Here is a 15,216-nt window from a genome sequence, read left to right on the forward strand (position 1 = left end):
GACGCTTTGGCTCGCCTCATCCAGCGCATCGACAACGCGGCGGCGCGGGACGGCGATACGCCGCAGCAGCGCCTGAGCAAAACCTTGCTCATTTTCATCTCCGTCGCGGCGTTGTGCATCGCGCCCTGGGGCGCATGGCGTTTCGCCGTCGACGGGCGTTCCGCCGCCGCCGCCGTCGCCGGCGGCTATGCGTTGCTGTCCTTCGCCGCATTGGCGGATTTGCTGGTGCGCAAGGCGGACGGCGTGTGCCGCTGGTTCCAAGCGACGGCCTTGCTCGTGGTGCCGGCGGCGCTCCAGTACTATGCCGGGGGATTTTCCGGTTCCGGCGCGCTGGTGTTGTGGTCGTTCCTGTCGCCCGTTTGCGTCTTGGTGTTCGCCGGCCCGCGCGCGGCGGAGTTGTGGTACGGCGCTTTCTGCATTGCGGTGTTCGGGGCTGGCGCCTTGGACTTGGCGGCGGGGGCGGACGCCGACGGCGTTCTGTGGTACGTGGAGAACGTGTCGCTGGTCACCTGCATCGCTTTCATCGCCATGCGTTACCTGACCATCGAACGGGAAAAAGCCCGTCAGGCGCTGGAGGCGGAGCATCAGTTGCTGAGGCGGGAACAGGCGCGTTCGGAGGCCCTGCTGCTCAACATCCTGCCGGCGCCCATCGCCGAACGGCTCAAAGCCAGCGAGCGGTCCATCGCCGACGGTTTCGCCGAAGCGACGATACTGTTTTCCGACATCGTCGGCTTCACCCAGCTGGCGGCGCACACGCCGCCGGCGGAACTGGTGGCTATGCTGAACCGGCTGTTTTCGGCTTTCGACCAAGTGGCCGAGCGGTACGGCGTCGAAAAGATCAAAACCATCGGCGACGCCTACATGGCTTGCGCCGGCTTGCCGCAACCCCGCGCCGACCACGCCGAAGCGGTCGCCGAAGTGGCTTTCGGCATGTTGCAGGCGGTCGATGCCTACAATCGCGAATACGGCACCGGCTTGAGCATCCGTATCGGCATCAATTCCGGCCCGGTGGTGGCGGGCGTCATCGGCCTGAAAAAATTCATCTACGATCTCTGGGGCGATACCGTCAACGTGGCCAGCCGCATGGAGTCCCACGGCACGCCCGGCCGCATCCACATCAGCGCCGCGACCATGCGGTTATTGGAGCCCCATTACCTTTGCGAGGCGCGCGAGCCCATGGACGTCAAGGGCATCGGCCGCGTCCAAACCGGATTTCTGATTGGTCGCAAGCCGCCGGGCTGATATTGGCTAGAATGGGCGGGCTGGAAAATTTGGCTGATCCCCCATGACTCAACGCTATTACCTCGGCCTGTGCGTCACCTACCACGATCCGGCCTTGGCCATCGTCGGGCCGGACGGAGCCGTGCTGTACGCCGAAGCCACTGAACGGCCGCTGCAATACAAGCGGGCGCTCAACTGCGAGCCGGACAACCTTTACCTGTTGCCGCGCTTGCTGCGCCGTTATTGCCCCGACGCCGAGGAGTTGGTGGTGGCGTTCAACTGGCGGCGGCAGCGGCCCTTGTACGAGCGGCTCATGGGCCTGCTGGGCTATTTCTCCGCCCGCGGGCTGCTGCGACCGGATTTCAAGCGGCTGCTGGCCTTCATGGACACGCCCAGCCTGCACCATATGCTGGCCTGCAACGGCAATGCCTTGCGGCGGGCGGGGGTGAACCTTGCTCGCGTCGTGCCCAGGGCTTTTCCCGGCGTGAAGCTGTCTTTCCGCCATTACGACCATCACCTGTGCCACGCCGCCATGGCCTGTTACGGCAGCCCTTATCCTGAGGCCGGCTGTCTGGTGGTGGATTCTTACGGCGAAAACGGTTCCATGGGCTGGTACCGCTATCAAGGCGGCCGCGTCCGCCCGCTTTATCTGTCGCGGGGCGTGGAGAGCCACGGCTTTTTCTACATGAAGCTCACCGAGCTGTGCGGCTTCGACTGGATGGCCGGCGAGGAGTGGAAGGTGATGGGGCTGGCGCCCTATGGCCAGCTGGACGAGGACATCTACCGCCTGCTGGACGGCATGGTGCGGCGCGAAGGCCTCAAGCTGCAACATGTCCGCGCCGGCTTTTTCGCCGCCCTGGAGCGGCTGGAGAACTACCGCCGCGCCGCCGATGCGCCGCCTCTGGCGGCGGCCAACCTGGCCCACACCGGCCAGCGCTTTTTCGCCGATGTGCTGAGCGAAGGACTGGGCCATTTCCACAGCCTGGCCGGCAGCGCCAACCTGGCCCTGGGCGGCGGCTGCGCCCTCAATTCTTCCTACAACGGCCGGATATTGGAGCGCACGCCGTTCCAAAGCCTGTACGTGCCGCCGGCCCCGGCCGACGACGGCACGGCGCTGGGCGCCGCCTGGCTGGCGTTGCGCGACGATAAGCCGGATGCGCCCTTGCCGATGGCGCCGGTGTCGCCTTACCTGGGTTCGACGCTGTCGGAAGATGGCATCGCCAACCTGGCCCGCCACAGCGGTCTGAGCCTGCGCCACCTGCCCGGCTCCATCGCCGTGACGGTGGCGCAAATCCTCGCCCAGGGCCGCATCGTCGGCTGGATCCAGGGGCGGGCGGAGTTCGGCCCGCGCGCCCTGGGCAACCGTTCCCTGCTGGCCGATCCGCGCCCGGCCGACATGGCCGAACGCCTCAACGCAGTGGTTAAATACCGGGAAAGCTACCGGCCCTTCGCTCCGTCCATCCTGCACGAGCACGGCCCGGACTGGTTCGAGCATTACCAGGAGTCGCCTTATATGGAGCGCACCCTGCGTTTCAAGCCGGAAGTGCGGCAGCGGGTGCCGGCGGTGGTGCACGTGGACGGCACCGGCCGCTTGCAGACGGTGAAGCGGGAATGGAATCCGCTGTTGCACGAACTGCTGAGCCATTTCCACGGTCTTACCGGTGTGCCCTTGCTGCTCAACACCAGCTACAACGTCATGGGCAAGCCCATGGCCCACAGCGTGGAGGACGCTCTGGCGGTGTTCCTCACCGCCGGGGTGGATGCGTTGGCCCTGGGGGATTATTTGCTGCTCAAGCCGGAGTTGGCCGATTTATCGCTATGACCATGCCGCGCCAGTTGTTCCTGCGCTTGTCGCGCCCGCAGATCGACGCCGAGGCGTTGGCGGCGGCGCGTGAGTTTTTGGCCGCCGGCATTCCCCCTGCCGCCCGCGGGAGAAGCGGCGAGGGGCCGTTCGTCGCACTCCCGGATCTCGACGATGCGCCGCATTTGGCCACGGCCCTGGGTTGGCATGCCCCTGCCGCGTTGCTGCAATGGGACTGGCTGCGCGACATCGGCCATTCGGCCCGCGGCCACCGGCCCGTCAATGCCTTGCTGTTCCGGGCCTATCTGGACGCCGTCGGGCTGGACGAGCCGGCCTTGGCCCTGGCGGCCCAGTACCGGGCTTTGTTGAGCGCCGCCGGCGTCCCGGTCCCCGACGGCGCCGCGTTGGCCGAAGAGGCGTTTCTGGTACCTTGCGCGGCTTTGTCCTTGTCCTGCTTTCCGATGGAGGATTTCGACGCCATTCTCGGCTTCAGCCAAGCTCATTGCCGCCAGGGGAGCGAATGGCTGGACTGGCTGCAGCGCCAGCTGTCGCGTCACGGCCTGCCCCTGGGGTATGTGCGGCGGCACCGCGCGTTGCTGCAGCGTTATGCCGAGCGGCTGGACGAGGCCGCCATCGGGGCGGGGCAGGGGGTGGCCGCCGGTTGGGCGCTGTACGAACAGGCCCACCGGGCCAGCGCGGCGGCTTTGCGTGCCGCCTTGGCGCAGCCGCCGGAGCGGCGGGCCGAGGCGATGTTGCGGGAAAAACTGCCTTACGCCGTCGGCCATCACGGCGCGATCATGCTGGAGCAGCGCAGCCTGGACGAATGGCTGCGGGCGGGCGATTTGCCGGCCTTGCGGCGGGCTTTGCTCGATTCCCCCTATGTGCGGGCGGACGCCTTGGACGACAGCCGCTTATTCAAGGCCGCCGAGTTCGGCGGTTCCATGTTCGGGGTGTTCAGCGCGGAAGACTTGGCGCTGCTGCGTTGCTGGCTGCGGGGCGATGGCGCCGAGCCGCCGGCGCTTGCCGAAACGGCTCCCGGCCGCGACCGCGAACGTCCCGCCGCGCAACGGCGCCGGCGGCCGCTGCTTCCGGTAGGCGGACCGTCCGCCCGCGAGCTTTATCATCAATTGCTCAACCGCGCGGCCTATCCCGACAGCTTGTCCGTCGCCGCCGGTTACGCCGATAAAGTCCTGGCGTGGACGCGGCTGGCGGCGCCCCTGCAAAGGGGATTGCGCCGGCGTTTTCCCTACAGCCCGGGCGCCTTCAAGCAGCGGGTGGACGCTATTCACCGGCGCGAAGTGGAACGTTACCGGCCGTTGCGAGGCCGCCCCAAGCTGCCGCGGGAGATGTACCTGTGGGGTATCGGGCAAATGGCGCCGGCCATTCTGGCGGACGGTTGCTGGTTGGAGCATGCGGCGGGGAACGAGCCCATGGCGGACGGCGTGCGGCGGCGCTTGTTGCGGACTTTCGCCGACGAAGCCGGCGCCGGCTGCATCGAGTGGAACCATCCCAACGTCTATCGGCGCTTGCTGGAGAGCCTGGACATGTCGTTCGCCCCGATCGACAGCCAGGCGTTCATCCAAGATAGCCGTTTGTCCGACTCGGCTTTCGTCATCCCCGCCTATCTGCTGGCCGTGGGCCAATGGCCGGAGTGTTTCTTCCCGGAGTTGCTGGGGCTCAATCTCGCCATCGAACTGAGCGGCCTGGGCGCGACCTATATGCATCTGGTGGACGCCCTGCGTTATCACGGCATCGATCCCACCATCGTGCAGCTGCACCTGTCTATCGACAACCTGGCTTGCGGCCACGCCGCCTTGGCGCGTGAAGCCGTCGAGCTGTATTTAGAGCGGATGCGCAGCCTGGGCGGGGAGGTGGTTATGCAACCCGCTTGGGAGCGCGTTTGGAACGGCTATCTGTCCTTGTCCACCGCCAGCCTGCCGTTCGCCCTGTCCGGCCTGAGGCGTTACGGCCGCTGGAAAATCGGTGAAAAAGCCCGCGGCCTGTGCCATGCTTTGCGCCCGTCCTGATTCCAACCAACCGGTTACCCATGCGCCAATTGAGCCCCGTTGAATTGAAAGCGTTTTGCGAGCAGGCCGAAACGCCGCCGCTGTTGCTGGATGTGCGCGAACCCCACGAATTCGCTTATTGCCGTCTGGAAGGCAGCCTGCACATTCCCATGAATCAGGTGCCGGCCCGCTTGAACGAACTGGATCCGCAGCGCGACATCGTGGTGATTTGCCACCACGGCGTACGCAGCCTGCAAGTGGCCCGTTATCTGGAGGCACAGGGTTACAACCGGGTCATCAACCTGGAGGGCGGCGTGGACGCCTGGGCCATGGACGTGGACGCCGACTTGCCGAGATATTGATGATCGCTTTGATCCAGCGCGTCACGGAAGCCAGCGTTCGCGTGGACGGCGAAACGGTCGGCGCCATCGGGCGGGGCATCCTGGCCCTGGTGGCGGTGGAAAAAGGCGATACGGAGAAGGAAGCGCGGCGCCTGGCGGAGAAGCTGCTGGCCTACCGGATTTTCCCCGACGCCGAGGATCGCATGAACCTCAGCGTTAAGGACATCGGCGGCGAACTGCTGCTGGTGTCGCAATTCACCCTGGCCGCCGACACCCGCTCCGGCAGCCGTCCCAGTTTCACCCCGGCCGCCGCGCCGGAGGAAGGGCGGCGCTTGTTCGACTATTTCGTGGAGCAGGCGCGCGGCAGCCGACTCCGCATCGCTACCGGCCGCTTCGGCGCCGACATGCGGGTGGCGCTGGTCAACGACGGGCCGGTCACGTTCAATCTGCGCGTGGCTCCGGTGATCGCCGGCTAGAGGCTCAGCGCGACGGACGCTTCCGTCTCTTCCGCCGCGGCGGTTGCGGCGAATGCCGCTGTGGCGCTGGGCGCAACGCCGCTGCGTTCGCGTTTGCGGCGCAGCTTCATTTCGTACATTTTCTGGTCGGCCGCCTTCATCAGGCTGTCCACCGTGCCGCCTTCGGCGGGAAACAGCGTCACGCCGATGGAGGCGGCGACGGGCCGGGGGCGGCCGTCCAGCAGCATGGGCCGGGCGAGGGCGTCCTGGATTTTTTGCAGGGCGACGCCGGCCTTGGCCGCGCCGCCCACATCCGGCAAAAGCACGGTGAATTCGTCCCCGCCGATGCGCGCCACGGTATCGGATTGGCGCACGGCTTCCAACAAGCGATTGGCAACCTCGCACAGGTACTGGTCGCCGGCGTCGTGCCCCAGCTCGTCGTTGATGATCTTGAAATCGTCCAGGTCTATGAACATCAATGCGCCGCCAATGCCGCTACGTCCGGCCTGAGCCAGGCAGACTTCCAGCCGGTCGTAAAACAGCCGGCGGCCGGGAATGCCGGTGAGCGCGTCGAAATTGGCCAGTTGCCACAGCTCGTCCTCCAGCCGCTTGTTCTCGCTGATGTCCCGCACCGCTCCCTCGACCCCGGCGATGTTGCCCTCCTTGTCCCGATACAGGTGGGCGTTGGTGGCGGTCCAGATGGCGCTTCCGTTCCGGTGCCGAAATTCGGCCCGATGGCCGGCGGCGCCGCTGCCGGTGGAGCCGGCGAGTTCATCCAGGAGTTTCGGGTAGCCTTGGGCGTCGGCGTACAAGTCGCCCAGCTGCATGCCGACCACCGTTTCCGGGGCGTAGCCCAGCAGCTGTTCGATGGAAGGCGACACGTAAGTGATGCGGCCGTCCAGATCGGTTTGGTAAAGCACATCCTGGAGACTGTCCAGAATCAGGCGGTATTTATGCTCGGATTGCGCCAGGCTTTCCGCCAGCTTTTCGTTTTCCAGTCCATAGCGGCGGCTGTCGTTGAATGAGGCGTGATTGCGCCGTGCGGTGATGCACATGGCGATGCCGTAAACGAGGCTCAGCGCCGCCATGACGCTGTAGATTTCGCCGCCCTTGCCGGCGAAGTGGATGGCCAGCAGCAACATGACCGGAACGATAAAGGCTTCGCTGGCCCAGGGGACGACGCTGTAGGCCGTTGTCACGGAAGAGGTCAGCGCCAACAAGACCAGGATGAACAGCATTTCCAAGGTAAATACGCCCGGCAGTATCAGGGTGCCGAGTCCCCAGCCGACGCCGGAGGCGAAAGTGGTCAGCAGGAAGAGATTTTTCCAGAGCCGCAGCCCGGGCGCCGGCGTGTCGGACGGAAGGCGGCGGTAACTGCGCACCAGGGCCATGCGCAAGACGTACAGACCCAGGTTGGCGCCGGTCCACAGACTCCAACCCGCGGAGGGGGAGGCCTGGGACGCCAATACGTAGGAGATGGCGAGGAAGCAGATCAGCGAGCCGAAAAACGCCATGTCGCAGTTGCGGAACAACTGCTTGATTTGTTCCGTTTCCAGACGGCTCTGCAGGCTTGGCATGGGCTGGGGACTAGCGGTATTGCGTACCTGTCGGATACGCTCGATGCCAGCCCTGGCTGCCGATTTCCCGTCCCCGTAGAAATCGGCACTTCGTCACATTACTTTAGGCTTATTTAAGCGTTTCCATGCGAATGCGTTTGACCGGAGCGGTCACGGTGGCTAGCGCCTCGATTTCGCGGATGGCCGCGTTCATTTCCCGTTCCGCCACTTTATGGGTGAGCAAAATCACCGGCAGGCTGCTGGCGCCTTCGGCCGGCTCTTTTTGGATCAGCGCTTCGATGCTGATGCGATGGCTGGCCAGGATGCGGGTCACGTCCGCCAGCACGCCGGGCTTGTCCTCGGCGGACAGGCGCAGGTAGTAGGAGGTCTCGATGTCGTCCACCGGCAGCACCGGAATGTCGGAAATGGCGTCCGGCTGGAAGGCCAGGTGCGGCACGCGGTTTTCCGGGTCGGAGGTCAGCGCGCGCACCACGTCGACGATGTCCGCCACCACCGACGAGGCCGTCGGTTCGGCGCCGGCGCCGGCGCCGTAAGACAGGATCGGTCCCACCGCGTCGCCTTTCACCAGGATGGCGTTCATCACGCCGTCCACGTTGGCGATGAGGCGCTTGGCCGGGATCAGGGTCGGATGCACGCGCAGCTCGATGCCCTTGTCGGCGCGGCGGGCGATGCCCAGCAATTTGATGCGGTAGCCCAGTTGTTCCGCGTAGGACACGTCTTCCGGCGTGATGCCGCTGATGCCTTCCGTGTAAACCTTGGGGAATTGCAGCGGAATACCGAAAGCGATGGAGGCGAGGATGGTCAGCTTGTGGCCGGCGTCGATGCCTTCCACGTCGAATGTGGGGTCGGCCTCGGCGTATCCCAGGGCCTGGGCTTCCTTCAGCACGTCGGCGAAGGCGCGGCCCTTGTCGCGCATTTCCGTCAGGATGAAGTTGCTGGTGCCGTTGATGATGCCGGCCAGCCATTCCACCCGGTTGCCCGACAGGCCTTCGCGCAGGGTCTTGATGATGGGGATGCCGCCCGCCACCGCCGCTTCGAACGCCACCATGCGGCCGTATTTATGCGCCTGGGCGAAGATTTCGTTGCCGTGCAGGGCGATCAGCGCCTTGTTGGCGGTGACCACGTGCTTGCCGTTTTCCAAGGCCTTCAACACCAGCTCCTTGGCCGGCGACACGCCGCCGATCAGCTCGACGATGATGTCCAGGTTGGGGTCTTCCACCACCGCGAAGGGATCGGTGGTGAGGGTGATGCCGTGGGTGTCGCAAATACGCGGCTGGGTCAGGTCGCGCGCCGAGGCGGAGCAGATTTGGATATCGCGGCCCGCGCGGCGGGTGATTTCACTGGCGTTGCGCTTGAGCACGTTGACGGTGCCGCCGCCGACGGTCCCCAGTCCCAATAAGCCGACTTTTACCGGTTTCAATGTGTGTCCCCTCGTATTTTTGTGTCAGACCGCGTGGTCTTTGCGGAACATTTGTTTGATGCCGCGCATGGCTTGGCGCGTGCGGTGTTCGTTTTCGATCAGGCCGAAGCGCACGTGGGTGTCGCCGTACTCGCCGAAGCCGATGCCCGGTGCCACGGCCACTTTCGCGTCCAACAGCAGTTTTTTCGAAAAATCCAGTGAGTTCAGATGTTTGTACTGCTCCGGGATGGGCGCCCAGACGAACATGGTGGCCTTGGGGCGTTCCACTTCCCAGCCGGCGGCGTCCAGGCCGTCGCACAGGGCGTCGCGGCGCTTACGGTAGACTTCGCAGATCTCACCGACGCAGTCCTGCGGGCCTTCCAGGGCGGCGATGGCGGCCACCTGGATGGGGGTGAAGGTGCCGTAGTCCAGATAGGACTTGATGCGCGCCAGCGCCGCCACCAGTTCCCGGTTGCCGCACATGAAGCCGACGCGCCAGCCGGGCATGTTGTAACTTTTGGACAGCGTGAAGAATTCCACCGCCACGTCCGCCGCGCCGGGTACTTGCAGGATGGAGGGCGCGACGTAACCGTCGAAGACGATGTCGGCGTAGGCCAGGTCGTGCACCACCCAAATTTTGTATTCGCGGGCGATTTCGATGACCTTTTCGAAGAAATCCAACTCCACGCATTGCGCGGTGGGATTGGCCGGGAAGTTGAGGATCAGCATCTTCGGCGTCGGCCAGGAATTCTTAATGGCCTGTTCCAGCTCGGCGAAAAAATCGCCGCCCGGCACCATGGGCACGTGGCGCACGTCGGCGCCGGCCAGGACGATGCCGTAGGGATGGATAGGGTAGGCCGGGTTGGGCACCAGCACCGTGTCGCCGGGGCCGCAGGTGGCCAGCGCCAAGTGGGCCAGGCCTTCCTTGGAGCCGATGGTGACGATGGCTTGGGAATCCGGGCACAGTTCCACCTGGTAGCGCCGCTGGTACCAGTCGCAGATGGCCTTGCGCAGGCGCGGAATGCCCTTGGATACCGAGTAGCGGTGGGTGTCGCCGCGGTGGACGGTTTCGATGAGCTTGTCGACGATGTGCTGGGGCGTGGGGCGGTCCGGGTTGCCCATGCCGAAGTCGATGATGTCCTCGCCCCTTGCCCTTTCCTTGGCCTTCAGGTCGTTGACGATGTTGAAGACGTAAGGCGGCAACCGCTTGATTCTTTGGAACTCTTGCATTCAGCGCTCGTTGGGCAGGGTGGCTAATCCGGCGCGCCGTCCGAAGGGCGCCGAAGCTGATAAAGCGTGCAATTAAAGCACAATCGACGGCGGCTTGTTAACTGGCAGGCCGAGCGAGGGCGGGGCCGGCTCGCCGTTTTTCGCGGGCGCGGCCGCTGCGTCGGGTTCGGCCGGCGCGACGGCAAGGTGCGCGGTTAGTGCTTATCGACGAAAAAGGCCGTTGGGAAGCGGCGCTCCCCAACGGCCTGGTTTCGATCAGCCCGGATGTCGGGCCGCCCGCTTATTCGAACGGGAAGGTGTGGCCGGGCGTGCCGGGCAGGCGCGGCATGTCCTGGCGGGGGAATTCGCCGCTCAGGGCTTCCAGGAAGGCGGTGATGTCGCCCACCTGCTTGTCGTCCAGGGTCTTGCCCAATTGCAGCTTGGCCATGACGCGCACCGCTTCGTCCAGCGTCTTGACGGCGCCGTTGTGGAAGTAAGGGGCAGTCAGGGCGATGTTGCGCAGGGTCGGCACCTTGAACATGTGCTTGTCGGCGTCGTTCTTGGTTACCTGGGCGCGGCCGGTGTCGGCGGTGAATTTATATTTGGCGTCGATGTCGGCGTCTTGCTGGGCCGGGAACATCATGTAGAAGCCTTGGCCTTGCGGCAGGGACGGGCCGTTGAAGGCCGGGCCGCTGTGGCAGTGGCTGCAACCTACTTCGGCGAAGGTGTTCATGCCGCGCACCTGCTGGTCGGTGAGGGCGCTCTTGTCGCCTTTCACGTAGCGGTCGTAGGGGCTGTTGGGGGTGATGAGGGTGCGCTCGTAGGCGGCGATGGCCTGCACCACTTTTTCCTGGTTGATTTCTTCGCTGCCGAAGGCGGCCTTGAAGGACGGCTTGTAGCCGGGGATCTGGTTCAGCACGCGGATGGCGTCGTCCCAGCTCTTCATGCCCATTTCGATGGGGTTGGTGACCGGGCCTTTGGCTTGGGCTTCAAGGCTGTCGGCGCGGCCGTCCCAGAACTGCACGGAGTTGAAGGCGGAGTTCCACACGGTGGGGGCGCTGCGGCCGCCCACTTGGCCGCGGATGCCGACGGAGCCGGCGCGGTTGTCTTCACCGCCGGCCATTACGTTGTGGCAGGAAGCGCAGGCCACGGTGCCGGACGCCGACAGGCGCGGATCGTGATAGAGCATTTTGCCCAAGAATACTTTGGCGCCGGTGGTGGGGTTGTTGGCCGGGGACGGCGCGGCATCGGGCAGCGCTTGCCAATCGCTGGCGGCGCCGGCGGCCGTGGCGCCGGTCAGCAGCAGCACGGAAATCATCGAACGAATTTTCATGGGTTCCTCCTCAACGAATTTTTGCGGGATGTGAGCTTGCGGAACAGCCCGGTCCTGGGCTCGCATTGTTATTGTGAAGCTTGGACGTGGCTTTATAGTGAAATCGGCCTGGGAATGCAACCGCTAAGCGCCGGCCGCGGCTGGGGGCGGGCATAAACGAAAGCAGGGCCGGATGGCGATCCGGCCCTGCTTTCGGCGATCCGCGCTCGGGAATTACAAGCCGTGCTTGGGCAGTTCTTCCTTCACTTGGCCCAAGACTTTCTTCAGTTCGCCCGAAGCCGATTCCAGCATCTTGTCGATGGTGGCGGCGGCGTTGGCCGGCTTGCCGATCACCGCTACGCCGGCCATGCGCGCGCCGATGTGCGGCGGGCACTTGTAGACGTAAATGCCTTCTTTGACGGCGTTGTAGTCGTAATCGGCGCCCATGTCGGATTTCATGGGGGCGGCGCCTTCCGGAATCATTCCGGGATAGGACTCGACGAAGTGGGAGGCCATGTTGCGGAAGGCCAGCGTGTCGCCCACGTTGGCGAAAACCACGGCGGGGGCGAATGCGACGCCGGCGCCTTTGATTTCGACGCTGGCGGCGAAGGCGTTGGAAGATGCGAGCGCTACCACGCCGGCCAAGCCGGCCAGTACTTTTTTCATCATGTGCATAACCTCAACATATTGGATTTATGGAGTGTATGGTTGCCGACGGCTTCGTCGGCGGGCTTCCCGTCGGCGGCGCACGGCGCTAACCGGACATTCGCCGGCAGGATTCGCCCAGGACTATTTTATACGAGGCTTTTTCGGCGGACATCGGGAAGAGTTCCCGAGCGGGGCGGGGAGGCGGGGAAACCAAACGAAAACGCCGGGCACTGGGCCCGGCGTTCAAGACAGCGAAGCGTGCGGGACGCTCCCTGGTCTTACTTGCCTTTCTTCAGGTAGGCGATCAGCGCGTCGACAGCCTGGTCTTCGGTCAGGTTGGCGCTCTTGACGAACGGCAGGTTCATCACGCCGGCAGCCAGGATCGGCGGCATGCCCGCGCGGCCCTTTTCCATTACCGTCTTGAATTCGTCGCGGGACAGCTTCTTCACGCTTTCGAACAGGTTCGGGTTGGATGCGGAGTCATGGCACTTGCCGCAGCCGCTGCCCAGTGCGCGCTGATAGATTTTTTCACCGATTGCTGCGTCACCTTCAGCCATCGCGGCGCCGGCAAACATCACACCGGAAGCCAGGATCACGCCCTTCAGGCATTGTGCGAATTTCATTGTTATTACACCTTTCAAAGTGAAACGGGTTATGGTTGCGACTGTCCGGTACGTATCCCTGCCCACTGGAGCGGGTATCCGACCGACACGCTCGCCGGAAATTATTTCAGATTAATAGCATCCCGGCAAACCGGCGTCGCTTTACAGCTCTCGGGTAGCGCTGAAATGGATGTCCGGCCAACGCTCCTGGGTCAGTTGCAAATTGACGCGGCTGGGCGCCAGATAAACCAGATAACCGCCGCCGTCTTCGCCCAGGTTGTCGAAGCATTTCTTCTTGAAGTCTTCCAGTTTCTTCGGATCGTCGCAGCTGACCCAGCGGGCGGTGGTGACGGAAATGCCGTCGTAGACGCAGTCCACGTTGTATTCCGACTTGAGGCGGAACGCCGTCACGTCGAACTGCAACACGCCCACGGCGCCGAGGATCAGGTCGTTGTTCTTCATCGGCTTGAACAACTGGGTGGCGCCTTCCTCGGAAAGCTGCTGCAAGCCTTTCTGCAGGGCTTTGGCACGCAGCGGGTCCTTCAGCACCACGCGGCGGAACAATTCCGGGGCGAAGTAGGGGATGCCCTCGAACTTGAGGTTCTCGCCCTGGGTGAAAGTGTCCCCCACCTGAATGGTGCCGTGGTTGGGCAGGCCGATGATGTCGCCGGGCCAGGCTTCGTCCACGTGCTCGCGGCTGTCGGCTTGGAACGTCATGGCGTTGCTCACCTGCATCTGCTTGCCGGTGCGCACGTGGTACAGCTTCATGCCCTTGGTGAACTTGCCCGAATTGACGCGCATGAAGGCGATGCGGTCGCGGTGCTGCGGGTCCATGTTGGCTTGGATCTTGAACACCACGCCGCTGAATTTCTCCTCGTCCGGCTGTACCACCCGTTGCCGCGCTTGGCGCGGGAACGGCGACGGGGCGAATTCGGCGAAAGCGTCCAGCAACTCCTGGATGCCGAAGTTGTTGATGGCCGAGCCGAAGAACACCGGCGTTTGCTTGCCGGCCAAGTAGGCCTGGAGGTCGAACTCGTGGCTGGCGCCTTGCACCAGCTCGATTTCGCCGCGCAGCTCGTCCGCCATGTCGCCCAGCACTTCGTCCAGCTTGGGATTGTCCAGGCCCTGGATCACCTCGCCCTTGACGATCTTGCCGCCGTGGGTGGGGCTGAACAGGTGGATGGCGTCCTCGCGCAGGTTGTACACGCCCTTGAAGCGCTTGCCCATGCCGATGGGCCAGGTCATGGGAGTGCACTGGATGTTGAGCACCGACTCCACTTCGTCCAGCAGCTCGATGGGCTCGCGGCCTTCCCGGTCCAGCTTGTTGATGAAGGTGAGGATGGGGGTGTCGCGCAGCCGGCACACTTCCATCAATTTGATGGTGCGCTCTTCCACGCCCTTGGCCGAGTCGATGACCATGAGGGCGGAGTCCACCGCCGTCAGGGTGCGGTAGGTGTCTTCCGAGAAGTCCTCGTGGCCCGGCGTGTCCAGCAGGTTGACGATGCGGCCCATGTGCTCGAACTGCATTACCGAGGTGGTCACGGAAATACCGCGTTCCTTTTCCATCTCCATCCAGTCGGAGGTGGCGTGGCGCGCCGCCTTGCGGCCCTTGACGGTGCCGGCCAGCTGGATGGCGCCGCCGAACAGCAGCAGCTTTTCGGTGAGGGTGGTTTTACCCGCGTCGGGGTGGGAGATGATGGCGAAAGTGCGCCGCCTCTCCAGTTCGTAAGGCTGTTCTGACATGGGGGCCGGGAAGAAAAAAGGGAGTATTGTCCCCGGACGGGATGGCCGGGGACAAGTTCAATTGTTCCAGTATACGCCGAACAGGCCGCTGTAATCGTTGCCGCTGCGCGCCGCCGGCACCTGCACGCCGAAACTCATGGTCCAGTGCCGCGTCGGGCTGTAGCTGAGTTTCACGGTGGAACCGCCGACGTTGTTGCGGCCCGACAGATAATCGCCTTCCAGAACCAGCCTGTCGGCGATCAACGGCACTTCCAGGTTGGCGTGCCAGCCGAAAGCGTCGCGCCTGCGGCCGGCCATGGCGGCATTGGCGTAGTAGCCGCCCAGGTGCAGCTCAGTGCCCCAGCTCGGGTGCACCCATTGGCTGTCCACGTAGGTGAAGTCCAGCAAGCGGGTGAGGCCGGTATGGTGAAACGCCGCGCCGGTTTGCGTGCCGGCGATCAGTTCCCAGCCGTCGGCGAGCCCCCAGTGTTTCTCCAGGTTGAACAGCGCGTCCGGCTCGATCCACAAGGTGGCGGGCGCGGCGGAATAAAAACCGGCGTTGAGCACGCTGAAGCCGGCATTGACTCCCCACGGCAGGCCGTAGTCCAGCGTGGTGTTGCTGCTGCCCTGGCCGGCGTAGAAATTCAATTCTTCCGAAACATGCCAGCGGCCGGATGGGGTGATTTCTATATCCGGCGTGTTGTGCACGCGGCCTTTGTGCTTTTTGGACGATTTCTCGTCGCTCGGCGCGGCGTTAAGCGGCGGCGCCGCGCCGATGAGGGCGAGGCAAAGAATCAATGTTGGATATTTGGACCGTGCGGCCATTCCGTGCGCTGCTCCGAACGTTCTTGAGAACCGGCGGCGAGGGTATTATAGGGCCGGCAATCGTTGCATAATTCGTCTAACGATTTGACGCCGCGTGG

Annotated in this window: 13 protein-coding genes; 5 read left to right on the forward strand and 8 right to left on the reverse strand. The window is 64.3% G+C overall.

The window, feature by feature from the left end; translation table 11 throughout:
- Nucleotides 1-6 precede the first annotated feature (6 nt).
- From K5607_RS07800 to dtd, 5 genes are read left to right on the forward strand one after another with little or no spacing between them, the layout of a single operon-like run.
- Entirely contained in the window at nt 7-1,242 is a 1,236-nt protein-coding gene (locus K5607_RS07800) for an adenylate/guanylate cyclase domain-containing protein (RefSeq protein ID WP_221048717.1), read from the forward strand.
- A 43-nt stretch (nt 1,243-1,285) separates the two neighbouring features.
- Nucleotides 1,286-3,043, forward strand: a complete 1,758-nt coding sequence (locus K5607_RS07805) for a carbamoyltransferase family protein (RefSeq protein ID WP_221048718.1) — start codon at nt 1,286-1,288, stop codon at nt 3,041-3,043.
- 2 nt (nt 3,044-3,045) lie between these two features.
- Nucleotides 3,046-5,049 (forward strand): iron-containing redox enzyme family protein, encoded by a 2,004-nt coding sequence (locus K5607_RS07810; protein ID WP_221048719.1) that lies wholly within the window; start codon nt 3,046-3,048, stop codon nt 5,047-5,049.
- Nucleotides 5,050-5,069: 20 nt separating this feature from the next.
- Entirely contained in the window at nt 5,070-5,390 is a 321-nt protein-coding gene (locus K5607_RS07815; RefSeq protein ID WP_221048720.1) for a rhodanese-like domain-containing protein, read from the forward strand.
- Complete coding sequence (gene dtd, locus K5607_RS07820) at nt 5,390-5,845, forward strand: D-aminoacyl-tRNA deacylase (RefSeq protein ID WP_054774805.1); 456 nt, start codon at nt 5,390-5,392, stop codon at nt 5,843-5,845. The genes K5607_RS07815 and dtd overlap by 1 nt, the downstream gene beginning before the upstream one ends.
- Here dtd and K5607_RS07825 read toward each other — a convergent pair.
- From K5607_RS07825 to K5607_RS07860, 8 genes are all read right to left on the reverse strand, one after another.
- Complete coding sequence (locus K5607_RS07825; protein WP_221048721.1) at nt 5,842-7,401, reverse strand: sensor domain-containing diguanylate cyclase; 1,560 nt, start codon at nt 7,399-7,401, stop codon at nt 5,842-5,844. The two genes, dtd and K5607_RS07825, sit on opposite strands and share 4 nt — an antisense overlap.
- Before the next feature lie 109 nt (nt 7,402-7,510).
- Entirely contained in the window at nt 7,511-8,821 is a 1,311-nt protein-coding gene (locus tag K5607_RS07830) for a homoserine dehydrogenase (RefSeq protein ID WP_221048722.1), read from the reverse strand.
- A gap of 24 nt (nt 8,822-8,845) precedes the next feature.
- Entirely contained in the window at nt 8,846-10,030 is a 1,185-nt protein-coding gene (gene alaC / locus K5607_RS07835) for an alanine transaminase (RefSeq protein ID WP_221048723.1), read from the reverse strand.
- 280 nt (nt 10,031-10,310) lie between these two features.
- Entirely contained in the window at nt 10,311-11,342 is a 1,032-nt protein-coding gene (locus tag K5607_RS07840; protein WP_246598989.1) for a cytochrome-c peroxidase, read from the reverse strand.
- Between the two features lie 213 nt (nt 11,343-11,555).
- Nucleotides 11,556-11,990 (reverse strand): plastocyanin/azurin family copper-binding protein, encoded by a 435-nt coding sequence (locus K5607_RS07845; RefSeq protein WP_221048724.1) that lies wholly within the window; start codon nt 11,988-11,990, stop codon nt 11,556-11,558.
- 257 nt (nt 11,991-12,247) lie between these two features.
- On the reverse strand, nt 12,248-12,592 hold the full coding sequence (locus K5607_RS07850; RefSeq protein ID WP_246598990.1) for a c-type cytochrome: 345 nt from the start codon (nt 12,590-12,592) through the stop codon (nt 12,248-12,250).
- A 141-nt stretch (nt 12,593-12,733) separates the two neighbouring features.
- Nucleotides 12,734-14,314 (reverse strand): peptide chain release factor 3, encoded by a 1,581-nt coding sequence (locus K5607_RS07855; RefSeq protein ID WP_221048725.1) that lies wholly within the window; start codon nt 14,312-14,314, stop codon nt 12,734-12,736.
- A gap of 57 nt (nt 14,315-14,371) precedes the next feature.
- Complete coding sequence (locus K5607_RS07860) at nt 14,372-15,118, reverse strand: hypothetical protein (RefSeq protein WP_221048726.1); 747 nt, start codon at nt 15,116-15,118, stop codon at nt 14,372-14,374.
- Between the last annotated feature and the right edge of the window lie 98 nt (nt 15,119-15,216).

It is taken from the genome of Methylogaea oryzae (assembly GCF_019669985.1).
GTDB classification, from domain to species: Bacteria; Pseudomonadota; Gammaproteobacteria; order Methylococcales; family Methylococcaceae; genus Methylogaea; species Methylogaea oryzae.

Excerpts from the sequence above, each read along its gene's own strand:
- K5607_RS07805 (WP_221048718.1), top strand. The coding sequence starts at position 1,286 with ATGACTCAACGCTATTACCTCGGCCTGTGCGTCACCTACCACGATCCG.
- K5607_RS07810 (WP_221048719.1), top strand. The coding sequence starts at position 3,046 with ATGCCGCGCCAGTTGTTCCTGCGCTTGTCGCGCCCGCAGATCGACGCC.
- K5607_RS07815 (WP_221048720.1), top strand. The coding sequence starts at position 5,070 with ATGCGCCAATTGAGCCCCGTTGAATTGAAAGCGTTTTGCGAGCAGGCC.
- dtd (WP_054774805.1), top strand. The coding sequence starts at position 5,390 with ATGATCGCTTTGATCCAGCGCGTCACGGAAGCCAGCGTTCGCGTGGAC.
- K5607_RS07825 (WP_221048721.1), bottom strand. The coding sequence starts at position 7,401 with ATGCCAAGCCTGCAGAGCCGTCTGGAAACGGAACAAATCAAGCAGTTG.
- alaC (WP_221048723.1), bottom strand. The coding sequence starts at position 10,030 with ATGCAAGAGTTCCAAAGAATCAAGCGGTTGCCGCCTTACGTCTTCAAC.
- K5607_RS07840 (WP_246598989.1), bottom strand. The coding sequence starts at position 11,342 with ATGAAAATTCGTTCGATGATTTCCGTGCTGCTGCTGACCGGCGCCACG.
- K5607_RS07845 (WP_221048724.1), bottom strand. The coding sequence starts at position 11,990 with ATGATGAAAAAAGTACTGGCCGGCTTGGCCGGCGTGGTAGCGCTCGCA.
- K5607_RS07850 (WP_246598990.1), bottom strand. The coding sequence starts at position 12,592 with ATGAAATTCGCACAATGCCTGAAGGGCGTGATCCTGGCTTCCGGTGTG.
- K5607_RS07855 (WP_221048725.1), bottom strand. The coding sequence starts at position 14,314 with ATGTCAGAACAGCCTTACGAACTGGAGAGGCGGCGCACTTTCGCCATC.
- K5607_RS07860 (WP_221048726.1), bottom strand. The coding sequence starts at position 15,118 with ATGGCCGCACGGTCCAAATATCCAACATTGATTCTTTGCCTCGCCCTC.